16 protein-coding genes and 1 pseudogene are annotated in these 13,721 nt (G+C 59.8%); 5 read left to right on the top strand and 12 right to left on the bottom strand.

Annotated elements, in window-relative coordinates; all coding sequences use genetic code 11:
* Positions 1 to 334: FAD-dependent oxidoreductase (locus VCB98_RS12740; RefSeq protein WP_346053144.1), on the bottom strand; the 334-nt coding region annotated here is incomplete at its 3' end.
* A gap of 141 nt (positions 335 to 475) precedes the next feature.
* Here VCB98_RS12740 and VCB98_RS12735 point away from each other — a divergent pair.
* The 3 genes from VCB98_RS12735 to VCB98_RS12725 all read left to right on the top strand — a co-directional run bounded on the left by VCB98_RS12735 (position 476) and on the right by VCB98_RS12725 (position 3,283).
* Complete coding sequence (locus VCB98_RS12735) at positions 476 to 757, top strand: hypothetical protein (protein ID WP_346053142.1); 282 nt, start codon at positions 476 to 478, stop codon at positions 755 to 757.
* A 3-nt stretch (positions 758 to 760) separates the two neighbouring features.
* On the top strand, positions 761 to 1,528 hold the full coding sequence (locus tag VCB98_RS12730) for a class I SAM-dependent methyltransferase (RefSeq protein WP_346053140.1): 768 nt from the start codon (positions 761 to 763) through the stop codon (positions 1,526 to 1,528).
* Positions 1,529 to 1,885: 357 nt separating this feature from the next.
* On the top strand, positions 1,886 to 3,283 hold the full coding sequence (locus tag VCB98_RS12725) for a methyl-accepting chemotaxis protein (RefSeq protein WP_346053138.1): 1,398 nt from the start codon (positions 1,886 to 1,888) through the stop codon (positions 3,281 to 3,283).
* 495 nt (positions 3,284 to 3,778) lie between these two features.
* Here the strand turns inward: VCB98_RS12725 and VCB98_RS12720 are convergent, their stop codons facing one another.
* From VCB98_RS12720 to VCB98_RS12705, 4 genes are all read right to left on the bottom strand, one after another.
* Entirely contained in the window at positions 3,779 to 4,546 is a 768-nt protein-coding gene (locus tag VCB98_RS12720) for an SGNH/GDSL hydrolase family protein (protein ID WP_346053136.1), read from the bottom strand.
* Between the two features lie 168 nt (positions 4,547 to 4,714).
* A complete protein-coding gene (locus VCB98_RS12715; protein WP_346053134.1) occupies positions 4,715 to 5,623 on the bottom strand; it encodes a nucleotidyl transferase AbiEii/AbiGii toxin family protein in 909 nt (302 codons plus the stop codon).
* A complete protein-coding gene (locus VCB98_RS12710; RefSeq protein WP_346053132.1) occupies positions 5,616 to 6,242 on the bottom strand; it encodes a type IV toxin-antitoxin system AbiEi family antitoxin domain-containing protein in 627 nt (208 codons plus the stop codon). Before VCB98_RS12710 ends, VCB98_RS12715 begins: the two co-directional genes overlap by 8 nt.
* 129 nt (positions 6,243 to 6,371) lie before the next feature.
* Complete coding sequence (locus VCB98_RS12705; RefSeq protein ID WP_346053131.1) at positions 6,372 to 7,298, bottom strand: metallophosphoesterase; 927 nt, start codon at positions 7,296 to 7,298, stop codon at positions 6,372 to 6,374.
* A 234-nt stretch (positions 7,299 to 7,532) separates the two neighbouring features.
* Between VCB98_RS12705 and VCB98_RS12700 the strand changes: the two genes are divergently transcribed.
* Positions 7,533 to 8,546 carry an NAD(P)-dependent alcohol dehydrogenase gene (locus VCB98_RS12700; protein ID WP_346053129.1) on the top strand — a complete coding sequence of 338 codons (1,014 nt, stop codon included), beginning with the start codon at positions 7,533 to 7,535 and terminating at the stop codon, positions 8,544 to 8,546.
* Positions 8,547 to 8,620: 74 nt separating this feature from the next.
* Here the strand turns inward: VCB98_RS12700 and VCB98_RS12695 are convergent, their stop codons facing one another.
* From VCB98_RS12695 to VCB98_RS12675, 6 genes and pseudogenes are all read right to left on the bottom strand, one after another.
* On the bottom strand, positions 8,621 to 9,352 hold the full coding sequence (locus VCB98_RS12695) for a UPF0149 family protein (RefSeq protein ID WP_346053127.1): 732 nt from the start codon (positions 9,350 to 9,352) through the stop codon (positions 8,621 to 8,623).
* An 87-nt stretch (positions 9,353 to 9,439) separates the two neighbouring features.
* Positions 9,440 to 10,048, bottom strand: a complete 609-nt coding sequence (locus tag VCB98_RS12690; RefSeq protein WP_346053126.1) for an SGNH/GDSL hydrolase family protein — start codon at positions 10,046 to 10,048, stop codon at positions 9,440 to 9,442.
* A 415-nt stretch (positions 10,049 to 10,463) separates the two neighbouring features.
* Positions 10,464 to 10,820 carry a HepT-like ribonuclease domain-containing protein gene (locus tag VCB98_RS12685; RefSeq protein ID WP_346053125.1) on the bottom strand — a complete coding sequence of 119 codons (357 nt, stop codon included), beginning with the start codon at positions 10,818 to 10,820 and terminating at the stop codon, positions 10,464 to 10,466.
* Positions 10,810 to 11,103, bottom strand: coding sequence for a nucleotidyltransferase family protein (locus VCB98_RS12680; RefSeq protein WP_346053123.1), 294 nt, complete (start codon positions 11,101 to 11,103; stop codon positions 10,810 to 10,812). Before VCB98_RS12680 ends, VCB98_RS12685 begins: the two co-directional genes overlap by 11 nt.
* 121 nt (positions 11,104 to 11,224) lie before the next feature.
* Positions 11,225 to 11,338 (bottom strand): annotated as a pseudogene (locus VCB98_RS13990) (YpsA SLOG family protein); the annotation flags it as partial.
* A 16-nt stretch (positions 11,339 to 11,354) separates the two neighbouring features.
* Entirely contained in the window at positions 11,355 to 12,143 is a 789-nt protein-coding gene (locus tag VCB98_RS12675) for a hypothetical protein (protein ID WP_346053121.1), read from the bottom strand.
* A gap of 412 nt (positions 12,144 to 12,555) precedes the next feature.
* On the opposite strand from VCB98_RS12675, the gene VCB98_RS12670 reads away from it, so the two are divergent.
* The gene (locus VCB98_RS12670; RefSeq protein ID WP_346053119.1) at positions 12,556 to 12,726 is read left to right on the top strand and encodes a hypothetical protein; all 171 of its coding nucleotides are present in this window, start codon (positions 12,556 to 12,558) and stop codon (positions 12,724 to 12,726) included.
* 132 nt (positions 12,727 to 12,858) lie between these two features.
* On the opposite strand, the gene VCB98_RS12665 is transcribed toward VCB98_RS12670, so the two are convergent.
* The gene (locus VCB98_RS12665) at positions 12,859 to 13,410 is read right to left on the bottom strand and encodes a Fic/DOC family protein (protein ID WP_346053117.1); all 552 of its coding nucleotides are present in this window, start codon (positions 13,408 to 13,410) and stop codon (positions 12,859 to 12,861) included.
* Positions 13,411 to 13,721 lie beyond the last annotated feature (311 nt).

The following is a 13,721-nucleotide window of genomic DNA, read 5'->3' as shown; positions in this document are numbered from 1 at the left end:
CAAGCTTGTGCTCCTCGGGAATGCGATCCACGGATTTCAGCACCCCACCCACGAAGCGGTCGCGCTCGCGTCGGACACGGTCCATCACCGCCTCGCCATCGATGGCCACTTCCGTTCGCACGCCAAACTGGCCGGCATGACGGGCTTCATGGGCCGCATCCGCCGCCGCAATCAACAGCTTGCTGGGCATGCAGCCCACCCGGGCACAGGTGGTGCCATGGGGCCCGCCCTCAATCAACACCACCCGATCCGTTTCCTTCATTACCTCACGATAGGCCCCGAGACCCGCCGTCCCGGCACCGATAATCGCTACATCCACCTCACGCGTCTGCATGACTGCTGCTCCTTAATCCGAAACCTGTTTCCCCACATTATCAGCTTAGACTCAGCACAAAGCGATTCGTGACAGCGACGGCCTTGGCAACCCGGGGCTGGCTTTTGATCAATGAAATTGCGAAGCTGAACAGACCCAAGAATGGCATTCAAAAAACATGTAAAGGCACCCATGTCTCTCGACATATTCCGAATCAGTGACCAAACCGTCCGCCGACTCAGAGTGGTCTTCATCACGCTCATCGTCGCCTCCCTGCTTGGCCTCGGACTGCTTCTGCTGCTCGACTGGATGGGCATCGCCAACCGGGATCATCCGGTGGTTTTTCTGTTGGTCGGGATGCTGGTCGTGGCCGGTGGCCTGGAGTTCGGCCTGGAATCCCTCCGCCAGGCCGGACGCCACGAAGATAAATGGTGGCGGCCTTAGGCCATGCGCTTTTCACCCGGCGAGTGGCGCAGAGAGATCGACTGGCAGCTGAAACGGGCCCTGCCCTGGTCGCGGCCGGTACGCAAGCGCCCCACCCCGCTCAGCGAGCTCCAAACCCAGCTCAGCCGCGACGCAAGAAACCGCTTCGAGCAGCTACACGAGCAATACGACCTCAAGGCCTGGGATGGGATTTGTACGCCGATTGAGCATAGAGAAAGCCTGTACGTTCTGGACCTGCTCGACCGTCATGTACCCAGACCGCCAAGGCACCTTGAGATCCAGGCTCTGGACGTGGGCTCCAAGAGCTGGCCTTACCTGCCAGGCCTGTACAGCTGGCTATCCACCTCGTGGACCGGAGTCGAGCTGGATGCCCATGTCCGTTACCTGGATTTCACCACCCGGCGAGCCCACGGCGAGACCATGGCAGCCCATCACCCGGGCTGCCGCTATCTGGCCGAGAACATCCTCAACATCACCGGGCAATACGATGTCATCACCTGGCTGCTCCCCTTCGTCACCCCTGCTCCTCTCGAAAGCTGGGGGCTTCCCGCGCGTTTCTTCGCACCCGAAAGAATGCTCCAGCATATCCACGGATTACTTGCCCCCGGCGGCTGCCTGTTCATCAGCCACAACACCCAGGCCGAGGCCCGAGCCCAGGCCGTATTGCTTGACCAATGCAATCTTAATTACGTCGACCGCCTCTCGATGCGCAGTCCTTTCGCACCAGAGCGGGAGCGACACCCTGGCTGGCTGGTGAAGAAACAGGGCTAGCAGGAAACTGCTCTGAAGCCTGCCCCATCCTCCAACCGTACCGCCAAACACTGGGTGGCACACACTCATAGCCAGGCTATGTAAACGGCAGCCCCAGCCGCCCGGTTTACCAATCCACATTGATCTGTCCTGTTTGCTGCTCCGGGAATCTCTCGATTGGACACCCATCTACCTGGCCACACCACCATTTGCATACCCATTGGAACCAAAGATCACTACAATGGACAAACCTTATGCATTACCGATCCACTCATGTTACAAAAAGATTTGTCGATGTTCGCAGACCACCTGGTGGAAAAAGAACAAATTACACAAGCAGCGCACCAGCCAATCGGCCAATAACTCAGGAAAACCCACATGCTTTGCGAGAAACTCCGCATTAACGAAAAAAACCTGTCTTTACGCATCAGTTTTCTCAAGCTGGACGACAAAGACCTTTCAACGCTCGAAAGCCTCAAACCCTGGCTCAACAAGCGAGCCAGGGCCATTGTCAAACGATTCTATGACTTTCAGTTCAAGCACCCCATGAGCATGGGCTTCTTCAACGCCTATGCTGAACGAAACAAGCTTTCGCTATCCAAGCTGCGGGAACACCTGGAGTCTGCTCAAGCCGAGTATCTCCAGCAATGGGGCCTGGCTGGAGAAAGAGGCATTGACATGAAGTACTTCGAACGACGCCTCTTCATCGGCCAACTCCACAATCAGATCGGACTGCCCCAAAAGTTGTACATGGGCAGTTATTCGCTGCTCATGGAGCTTATCGAAGATCAGCTTTATCGTGACTACTTCTTTCGCCCCTGGTTTCGGAAGCGAGCCCATCGGGCGATGACCCGAATGATGCTATTGGATATGCAGGCGGTATCGGACGGCTTTATGGTGGACTTGCTGGATGAACTGGGCGACCTGGAAACCATCATCAAGGTTCGAGATGACAAGGAAGATCTCTCTGATCATGTGAACACTGCCAAGCATTTTCTCAAGGGACTGCTGGAACGGGTTGCCCGAACCTGCGAGGAGCTTGACGAGGCCATGGAGGGGCTTCTGGAAAAGGCGGAGACTCTTTCCAGCTCCTCGCAGCAGGAAGCGGCCTCCATCCAACAAATGACTACGACCTTGACCCATATACGTCAGTCAGTTTCCAAGAATGATGAGCGAGTTCGAGAAACGGCTCGAATCACCACGGGCGGCGAGGCTGCCAATGAGAGTGACTCAATGCTAAGCGAAGAAGAAGCCCGTTCCTTGACGGCCGCCATGCAGGACATCGGCACGGCGTCTCGAGAGATCGCGGAAATCGTTGACCTGATCAACGACATTGCCTTCCAGACCAATCTGCTGGCCCTCAACGCTTCAGTGGAGGCCGCAAGAGCGGGCCATAATGGCCGGGGATTCGCCGTTGTCGCCAATGAAGTCAGAGCCCTTTCCGTCAAGACGAAGGAATCATCCGAAAACATCAAGCGCCTGGTGACGCGAGCGACTGGCGCCATCAACAAGGGTGATTCTTTCGTATCGGACGTGGCAGACAGAATCCATGCCATCGCCGAAGACCTTCGTCAGCAAACCACCAGCATTGCCGAATTCAGCACCGCTTCAGAGGAAATCGACCGTGCTGCTCAAAGCAATGCCCAGGGCGCGGAAGAGATATTCAGTATTGTCGAGAAATTGCGGGTCAACACCCAGGAGCTGCGCCAAAGCCTCAATGGCGACACAATCCAGGATACTCGCAATTCCTCAGCCACCGCCGGCAGCCCCTATTAAGGAGCTGGCAGGCGTAGAGAAAGACGGCCTGTAGCCCCAGTATGCAGAGGGCCATTTGGCTTGGGAAGACTCGCTGTAGCAAAGACCAGGCTAAGGCCCCATAGGGGCAGACAGTGCCGCCTGAATCCCATCTCTCCGATCCCGGGCCAGGCCCCGGAAAGCCGGTGATAAGCGCTCGCCATCAGTCAGGCGCTGCCAATAAGTGACGGCCGCCTTCCCCGAGCATGCCACGCCAATTTATCACCCGTTTCCAGGTAAAAACCGCTCGGGGCGACGCCGTGCAGGGTAGCCAGAAGCGTTACCCGAACCGCCTTGTCCACGGCGCAAAGTGGCTGCGCGCTCCCCGCCCCGGCCAAGTCCCGCCGCTCCAGGACAGAAAGTACTGCCTCAACACTGCCATTCCTTCACGCCACGGTTTCCCGAGAAAATGAATAGATTTTATCCTCCAGATCAAGCCCAAGCGGTGCCAGCAGCCCTATTCAAGAGGCTCAGGCATCAAGGCCCGGGCTTGCCCAGCAAGGCAAAGCCCTCTTGCCCAAGCAACTCGCCCCAGCGCCGATAGCCTTCCGCCGAAGGGTGAAAGCCGTCCGCACCGAACAGCGATTCCAGTGGCTCATCCGAATCCTCGGGCATGGGGGAATAGGCAACCGCCGCCATGGCCGACGCCCAGGCCGCGGCCGCCTCGCCCAAGCAAGCAGCGCGCAGGCCAAGTACCTGGCGCGTCGGGGAAGGAATCGCCGGGAAGCGGTTCATCGGCGGCACCGAGGCCAGCACCACCGGCACCGGCCCGCAGCGCTCGCGCAGCGATTCCAGCAGGCGAGTCAAATCCCGCCGCCAACGCCGCGGCCCGTGAAAGCGAAGCGTGTCATTCACCCCCAGGATGACCACGGCCAGATCCGCTTCAACATCCTCGGCCGGCTCCAGTAGACGCTTACGCAGCGAATGCGCCGTGGCCCCATTCCTTCCCAGTACCCGCCAGGCCACCGCACGGCCACTCAGCGCCGCCACCGTCTCGGCCGTCCACCGCGCCACCGCCTGTTTCTGATCCGGCGCCCCCACCCCGACCGCCGTCGACTCCCCCATCACCAGCAGCCGAAGCACCGGCGCCGCACCGTCCACGCGCCCGGAACGCGCACCCGGCGCCTCCCCCAAACGCGGCACCGTCAGGCGCAGATAGGCACCCTGCAACAGAACGACCGGGAACAGCAGCCAACTGGACAGTGCGGCAACCGACACCAGGAACCGCCGAAGCCTATACCGCATTAAAATATACTCCCTGACAATCCGGTGCCTTTCAGGATCACTCGGGTATCTGTTTCGAGTACAACCAGAACTCAAGGCGCTTCGTAACGCACCTGCTCGCCTCGAAGATACCCCAGCCAGCGTCTCACAGAGCCGGGGCGACCAATTCGGCGCGGATTTCGGATTCGCTCATACATCCGTATCCCTTCTCTGCCAGGCACCCCCAGCCCGCCAGATCCATTGACCATCGCGCTCGCTCGACACGGCAACGACCTTTCCTAGAAAGTCCTCCAGTCCCGCCAGGACGCTGGCAAAATCCCGCTCGACCGGCACATCGTCACCGAGTCGACGCAAAAAGGCCCGCCACTGTTGTTTTTTATCGGAGGCAAAGCCTTCCGAGAAGATCGGCTGGGACGGCAGCCGGGTGTCGCGCCGTCCGAATGTCGTCCTGATGGCCTCGGCCAATGTATCCAGCTCGAATTCAAACTGGCGCGAAAGCAGCCAGATATCATAAAAGTCCTTCATGCGGCTGTTGAGCGGGCCGAGGGCCACCATGGCCTGAAACTTTTCGGCAATTGTCGATTCCCGGCTGTAGCACAGCAGTACCGGAGCGGGAAAATCCAGCAGTGCCGGATAAGACATGCGTCTGGGTTCAGGCACAATGGCATCGCCAAATCCGATATCAATTTGCAGTGACACTCGCGCTCCGTCGAGATGCGCCTGGCCTCGAATGCGGATACCCTGATAGTTCGCATCCTTGGTAATGGTTTCCGCCTGCAGTCCATTGCTGTCAAAGATCAAGCCATCATCAACAGTCTCTGTCCGTAATACCGATCGGATCCGTTCCAGTTGCTTATTCGGGTCATTGTCGGCATGCCCGAGCATATCGATATCCATGGTCGGGCGGGATTGCGGCGCTTCCCAGACCTGCAGCATAAGCGCCCCTTTCAGAATAAAGCGCTCTGCCTCACCGGATTGGCTCAGCCGGTACAGGAACCGTTCCATCACATAGAACTGAAGCACTTCCTGAAACGGTCGCCCCTGTTCCCTGGAGAGGTTCAGCAGGCGCTGGCGTACCGAGGCCGCGGCATTACGCATCGGAGGCCACCTCCAGGTAGGGCCGTATTCCTTTGCCCACACGGCAGATAGTGGCGTACTCCAGAACCCGGGGATAGTCAGGCCGGTGACGCTTCGGATAGAGCCTGATGGCCTCGAGAAACACATCCATGCCCAGGGTGTTGCGATAGGCGAAGCAATCGGCCAGCGTCTTTTCCGGGCAATACACCCGGAGACTGGTGCCATCCAGGGAATGCATCTCCACACCGCTAGTGAAGCGCCGGCCGGAAAACCGATACCCCCGCACAGGTGGATAATCGAGCTTCGGCAGGCGGGCATTGCGGGCCACGGCCAGGTCGATCCGACGCGGGATCTGGGTGGTCATATCATGCCAGGCCAGTGCCGAAACCAGGCAGAGCACCGCTTTAGGAAAGCGTGTAGCGACGACCAGCAGGTCCGGGTCGCTTACCCGCGGCAGCTCCGTCAGACGATATGTTCCTCGGCTAACTCTCTCAATCACTCCCTGATCCCGAAGCTTGTAGAACTGGTAACGGCTAACCCCTCGAGCGAGCGCTTCGCTCAGACGCAGCTGCCCGCCGTGGGCCCGAAACAGGGCCACAAGGTCGGTGCTCGCCGTGTTTGATGACTTGGCCTGGGTCATGGCAAATCAGACAAACCGCCTCCAAAAACGCACTTCTGGCGACATTTTGTCTGCGCTCGGCTTGCCGGTCAAATCTTCATCGGTTTCGGCCGCGAGCCTGCCTGCTATCCGCCCCCACGAGGATTTTCATTACCCAGCCACAGCCACGAAGTGCGCCCGCTGAAGCCGCTGCTCGCCCGCCCAGCGATAGGCCACCAGCTGCCCGCCCTTGGCAACGCTGTAATCCAGGCAGGCCACATTCGTCGCCAGGGACGAAGGCTCGCCCCAGAGCCAGTAATGACCAAAGAACACCGGCGGCGCCTCGGCCGGGTATTGCAGCACCGGGTAGTGGGCAGGGATGGCCTCGTCCGGCAATGCGGCCGTCAACGACGGCGGGCCCATGGCCACCGCCGGCCAGCGATCCCCCGGCGCCACCTGCCACCAGGCCACCCGGGCTTCTGTCCGGTGATTGCCATCCTTGTCGCGAAACGACACGCCATCAGGCAATGCCCACTCCACCCCCTTCAGCACTTCCGACAACGCCGCCCCCAGCGAGGCTGACTCATCGAAGGCCTCCGGAAACGCAGTCGGCCAGTCCCTCCGCTCCCGCACGCCGCTGGCCTCAACCACCGCCATCGCTTCCGGCGACCAGGCCGCGTGCACCACCCGCACCCCGTCCAGCGCCAGCCAGAACGGCAGACCCTGAAACCAGGCCACATCGTCCGCCAACTGCGCCGCATGCCCCCGATAGGATTCCAGCGTCGCCGCATGCTGGCGATGATTCTTATCGCTACGAGGCCGAAGATAACCCCCACCTCGCGGATCCGGCGTGTGAAAGCCGATCGCATTGAACTCATGATTGCCCATGATGCAATGCGCACTACCGGCCGCCACCATCGCCCGGACCGTGGCCACCACCTGCCGGGACTGATCCCCACGATCAATCAAATCCCCGACAAACACCGCCTGACGATCCGGATGCCGCCAGACGCCTGCGTCCTGACGATAACCCAGCTTCCGAAGCAGCCGCTCCAACGCATCCAGCTCACCGTGAACATGGCCAATCAGGTCATACATCGCTACCGCTCCCTTGGCTCCGTTGCTTGCACCGGAACCCATTGCCAACCGGGCCCATCATCGACCAGGGCACCAGGCCCTGACAATTTCATTTCATGAAACAAGCATTCCCGGCCTCGATGACCTATGCTTTAAGGCCGCCAACGGAAACTGAACAATGACAAACCATCGATTGAGCCGTTTGAAACCAGGCCTTCGGGAGAGCGCGATCCTGCGCCATCTCGAATGACGACCATGCGAGCCATCGTCCAGGATCGATACGGGGCACCCGACAAGGTCCTGCATCTGCGCGAAGTCGACATCCCGACACCCGCTCCGGACGAGGTCCTCGTTCGGGTAAGAGCCGCCTCGGTCAACCCCGACGTATGGCATGCCGTCACCGGCTACCCCCGCCTGATGAGACTCATGGGCGCCGGCCTGAGAAGACAGAAACAAGCGATTCCCGGACTGGACATGGCCGGCGAAGTGACCGCCGTTGGACAGGCCGTGACGGACTTTCGCCCCGGCGATGCGGTGTTCGGTGAAACCCACGACCGAATCCAATGGGTCAACGGCGGGGCCTACGCCGAATACGTCTGCGTGCCGCAACAGGTATTGGCGCTCAAACCCGAAGGCATCACCTTCGAGCAGGCGGCATCGGTGCCCACCGCCGGGATCATAGCCCTGGTCAATCTCCGCAAGAACCTATGGACAGAGCCGGGTCAGCGCATCGTGATCAACGGCGCCGCCGGCGGCGTGGGCAGCATCGCCATTCAAATGGCAAAAGCGAACGGCGCCTTTGTTATCGGCGTGGATCACAGCAGCAAACTCGACTACATGCGATCCCTGGGTACCGACAAGGTCATCGACTACACGCAAGACAACGTCATCGAGCTCGAAAAAGACATCGATCTCATCATCGATGTCGCCTCCACCCTCCCGCTCTCTGATTGCAAACGCATCCTCAAGCCCGATGGCGCAATCATCATCATCGGCCACGATCACTACGGCGCCAAAGGCCACCGAACCCTGGGTGGGATCCCCTACTTTCTCGGCCTCATGCTGTGGGCACGATTCGACCGCCACCTGCCCTGGCCCTCATTCGAGGTCATCGAAAAACGCGATGCCATGGTGATTCTTCGTGGCATGCTCGAGGCGGGGACATTGACTCCGGTCGTGGCCAGAACCTTCCCCTTGTCAGAGGTACCCCAGGCGATTGAATACCTGCAGGCAGGCCAGTCAGCTGGCCGTATCGTCATCGTGCCCTGAATCAGCAATATTGCCCGCTCGATTCGGGCCGTCAGTATCGTGGCTTCACCCACCCCGAGCGCTGAAAATTCACCTCAGTGCATGCAGCATTTCTTGAACTTCTTGCCGCTGCCACAAGGACAAGGCTCATTACGCCCCACCCGCGGGCCTTCACGGCGAACCGTACCCTGGGGCCGGGCAGCTGCCGCGGGCATGAACTCCTCCCGGCGCTTCAGCCAGTATGCATGCAGACCCTGGGCACTGGGGCCGATCTTCGCCTGCATTTTCTCCAGATCCGCTGTCGGCAGATCATGCGCCGGCCAACCCGCTTGTTCGGTAAAGGCCATGATCGGCGCCAGCAAACGCTTGACCTCCTCGCCCCCCTTGCGCCAGTTGGCGGCGTCCAGACTCATGCCCCTGAGATATCCTTCACACCATTCATCCACAATGGTGTAAACCTTCCCCTCCACCTCACGCTCGAAGAAGATCGGTTCGAATATATCCGTCTGCCCCATAAGGCAGTCGGATACATTATTCATATGCCGCATGACAAGCCCCGTCACTTCCTGGGCCTCTTCCATGCTGTTCCAGATAGGCTGCTCATCCCCCCAGATAGCCGCCAGCCACCGAGACGGCATGATCATCGCCGGCCCACTCACGATGGCCGTGAGAAACCCATCCAGCCCCGGAACGGTCAACACCCCTTCATCCCGATCAGGATCCGGCTCTTGGGCATCAAGCTCCTCCTCGGACAGTCCGCGATAGAGCAGAAAGTCCCCCAGTTGATCCAACTCCGCCTGACTCAGGCCTTCTGATGCCTGCTGCATAATGACCGTTCTCCTGTCACAAGAAATATTCATCGTCCCTGTGTTTTCAGACCATCCCAGTCTGCACCGTGGAAGTCACGGATCAGCTCACATCCCATTATCTGATTCTACATGGCGCTTGAGGCGATGGGCACGCAGACCAAGCACCTGACGCGTGGGGGAAGGAATCGCCGGAAACCGCTGCATCGGCGGCACCGCCGCCAGCACCACCGGCACCGGCCCGCAGCGCCGGCGCAAGGCGTCCACCAGCCGGGTCAGATCCCGCCGCCAGCGCCGCGGCCCGTGAAAACGCAGGGTGTCGTTCACCCCCAGCACCAGCACAGCCAGGTCGGCCTCCACATCCTCGGCCGATTCCAGCAGCCGCACACGCGCCGAATGCGCCGTGGCCCCATTCCGCCCCAACACCCGCCAAGCCACCGCCTGCCCGCTCAATGCCGCCACTGTCTCCGCCGTCCACCGCGCCAGCCCCCGCGCCTGATCCGTCGCCCCCACCCCGGCGGCCGTCGACTCCCCCACCACCAGCAGCCGAAGCACCGGCCCCTCGCCGTCCACGCGCCCGGAACGCGCACCCGGCGCCTCCCCCAAGCGCGGCACCGTCAAACGCAAGTAAGCGCCCTGCAAGACAACCACCGGCAACAGCAGCCAACTGGCCTGCGCAGCAAACGACACCGACATCCGTCGAAACCTATCCCGCATCGAAACCCTCTCCCGGACGGTCAGAATTGTTCCAGTATCACCCGCGCAGCAGACACCTGCCCAGCGAGTAAACCTTCAAGACCAGCGAAGAACGCATCATCAACTGGTGGGAACAGAGATACTGCGGGGAAACAAAGCCGCTACTCGCAGAGCGCTTTCACGACGAAGCACGGGCAACCCTACCCGCGCCTGAACCGACACACAACGACTCTCTGATACAGAAATTCGATGCGGTCAATCTCAGGCGGATACGGTTGAGGCAGGATCAGCAGGTGTCGGAGTGGTCCAGCCCAGGATAGACTCCAGGTTCTCACCCTTGGCACAAAGCCATTAAGCGCGGTCGGCGCCTCCGTTTCCAGCATGTGATCGATAGGCCCTCACAAATCAGCGAGGCTGCCATCGGTTAATGACTGCCTCAGGAATACAGGCGGTGCAATGCCTCGAGCTGCTCAAGAAGACCCGGAATATCGTCCTGGATAATACTCCAGACAATATCGTCATCAATCCCGAGGTAAGCGTGGATGAGTCGATTTCTGGTCGCGATGATCTTTCGCCACGGCACTTCCGAATGATCCACTTTGATATCTTCCGGAACCCGAGTCGCAGCCTCACCAATCAATTCCAGATTACGCAGCGTTGCATCGTAGGTCAGACCGTCCGACAAGAAGTCGGCCTGACTCTTACCCTCGGTATAAAGGAGCACCTTCCGGGCGAACTCAATCATGTCGGCGATATAAAACCGCCATTCCCGCTTCGGCCCCTTACCGGACATGCACAGCCTCTTCTTCGATAAACGGTCTCAGTTCCGGCCGAACGGCCTTGTCCGTAACGAGATCCACTGGCCGCCCCAGCAGATCTTCCAGATAAAACTGGAGACCAAAATAGCGATCCGATGTCCCGCGACCATCGAACGCCACGAGAACGTCCACGTCGCTATCAATGCCAGCCTGGCCTCTGACAAAGGAACCAAATACAGCCAAATCCTGAACGTGGAAACGCTGCTGCATTTCCGGCAGGTGTTCCTTCAGCAGATCAAGCACATCATTGCCCTGCATGGCTGGCTCCAAGAATTGTATGCGCCCTCATTATAGCGTTATCCGTCCACAGGTCGAACAAGACGCCCCTCCCACTCTCCGCCCGTACCCCATCATCAACTCAGTCTCCGCCAAGCGTACCGTCCGGTATTGCCCCATCCTCCGCCATGCCATGCTCGAGCGCCGCGTCCAGCGCTCCGCGATCCACGCCGGTCTGGCCCCCGGAAACGATTTTCTGGAGGCCGCTAGCCTTCATCACCAGCCGGGCCGGCCTACACCACCCTGCCATCCGACTGGCGAATCACGATGACGCGGGAAGATCGCAGCATCCACTGACCGTCATTCCACGGGGCAAAGACCCACCAGCACTCGCCTTCCCAGGTCTCATAGACGCCTGCCCGGGCCGGCCGGCCATCGAAGATCTCAAGCGCATCCACCGAGACCTTGGCGCGCCAGGCCGCCATGCGCAGGGCCGTCTCTCGGTCCATGGGGCCATCCCGGTCACGGTCCGCCTGACGCGGATCCCGGCCCGGCCCCCCATCATCTCGGCCCACGGCCGGACACAGATCCAGTGGCGTCTGATCGATACTGGACTGCTGGCGATTGAGAATGCGCAGGATCGTGTGGCGGTCCAGCTGCTCCGACTGGGAGAGGGCCTCGGCATAGGCCGAGACCATTGACCAGACCCGAGGCCGGGCAATCCACGCCCGAACGCGCCGACGCTCCCGGTTCATCATGGCCCAGGGGTCCGGACGCGGAATGCCCTGGAAAGCGGCGTGGAACGACCACAGCGTCAACAAGCGGTCCGCAAGCCGCCGACATTCATTGAGATCACGCGTGGCCCCCAAAGAACGCATCGGCGTCCCCGTCGCCTTGGCTTCCGCCAGCGGGCCGGCCAGCAACACTCTCATCCGTTGCCGCGTGCGGGTCACACTCTCCCACCAGGCCAGGCGGGCATTGCCCGACCCAAGCGCCGGATCGAACCGCGTCGGCCTGTCAGCGACCGAATGACGAACAACCCCCGTGCCCGGCATGGAACGGAACACGATCGCTTTCTCCACGGTAAACCCCTCGTGGAGCGCACTGACCAGGTGCCCCGCCTCGTGGCAACACGTCACCGAAAAATGAATTTGATCACAGTCCCGCATCGCGTCCACCCCTTGAACAGCCAACCCGGCTCAAAACCCATGCAGAGGAACACTGTACAAGAACTCGCAAGCCGCGGTCGCCGGAAAGAACACCGCCGACCACAGCACCCAGCCCAGCTCATTGGCAACCGCATGAAATCCTCCGCCGCTTCCGTCATCGCGGAAGCCAGAGCAACACCTACCAGCGACAGGGCGCGTCGTACTTCGCTCAAGAGAAATGGACCGATAAGTTACGACTTATCAAGGACTTACCAAACCACAAAAACTACTCAAATGGCCAGATATCTGCTAACATGTGGGGTGAAGAAACATCAGGATAAAAGCCATGAGCGAACGCAAGAAGTCCACGCCTCCCAAGCAACCGAGCCGTAAGGCCATCCGGCGGACAGTCGCAAGCTCCACCGCAATCGAAACGGGTGAGCCGATCAATGCTATCGAGAAGAAACTGAAGCGAGGCGCACGCCGCTTCAAAGATGTTCAGCTGGCCAATGGCTGATAACAGCTGGGTTCCTGCCCCCTATTCTCCCGGCTTATCGCTTATCACTGCTTTGAATAACGCCTCCATCGGTTCGTAATTTTCGGCCAGCCCATCCTGAATGGCTGCGTAGTATTTCTCGCGGTTTTCATCTCATCGACTGTAATCCAGTATATTGTGGCCCGCTTGAACGGCCATGACATCCGACACTAGGCGGGCGATCCGACCATTTCCCTCCCTGAAGGGGTGAATCAGAACCAACTCAACATGGGTGACTGACAATGCCGTGACAAACTCGTCATCACTCATGTGATGGGCCGGCGTAAAGCAAGCCAGACAAGTTTTCTGAAATTCATCCAGCAACCGCGGCAACTGCGCGGCAGCGGCAAAATGAAAACCTCCTTTGGCCAGATTGACTGAGCGCTCCTCGCCCGCCCATTCATAGAGATTCCCCAGCCACTGGCGATGCCAGCTCTTGATGTCAGCAACCGCCAACTGTCTGTCAGGGAAATCGTCCCCAAGAATCCTTTCGTACAACTTTTCAAGGAGAACCGATTCCAGCTCATCCATCTCGGCAGGATCAACAATATCTTGCGCATTTCTCAATACTTGGGCGCCAGAACCCGGCTGCCACTCAGACTCCCGTCCGGATGCATCATATCGGCTACCCATTGAACATCTCTTCCTATAGCTCTCTTCACTCATGGAGCACAGAGGCTACACTACACTCGTCGCATCTCGCGAGAGCAAGAATTCAGTGTGTGTGAGCGCGCAGGGATTGATCAGAGGTTCCCTCTTTCCGGGCGAAACCCCGTTCTGCCGGCCTCCTTAACCCCGTAAACTGAACACCCCCAGCATACCCCCGACGGCCACCGCATGCGCGGCCATCAAGACCAGACACACCACCACTTCCAGACTCATAAGCGACCCACCTTGATCGCAGAGTCCCCCACAAGCACGACAGGTAATGTCGCAAAGAGCCTACTTGCCGCCAACGGCCAAAGACAGGAATACTG

This window comes from Natronospira elongata, from assembly GCF_034931365.1.
GTDB lineage: Bacteria > Pseudomonadota > Gammaproteobacteria > Natronospirales > Natronospiraceae > Natronospira > Natronospira elongata.
This window is presented reverse-complemented; position numbering and strand designations above follow the sequence as displayed.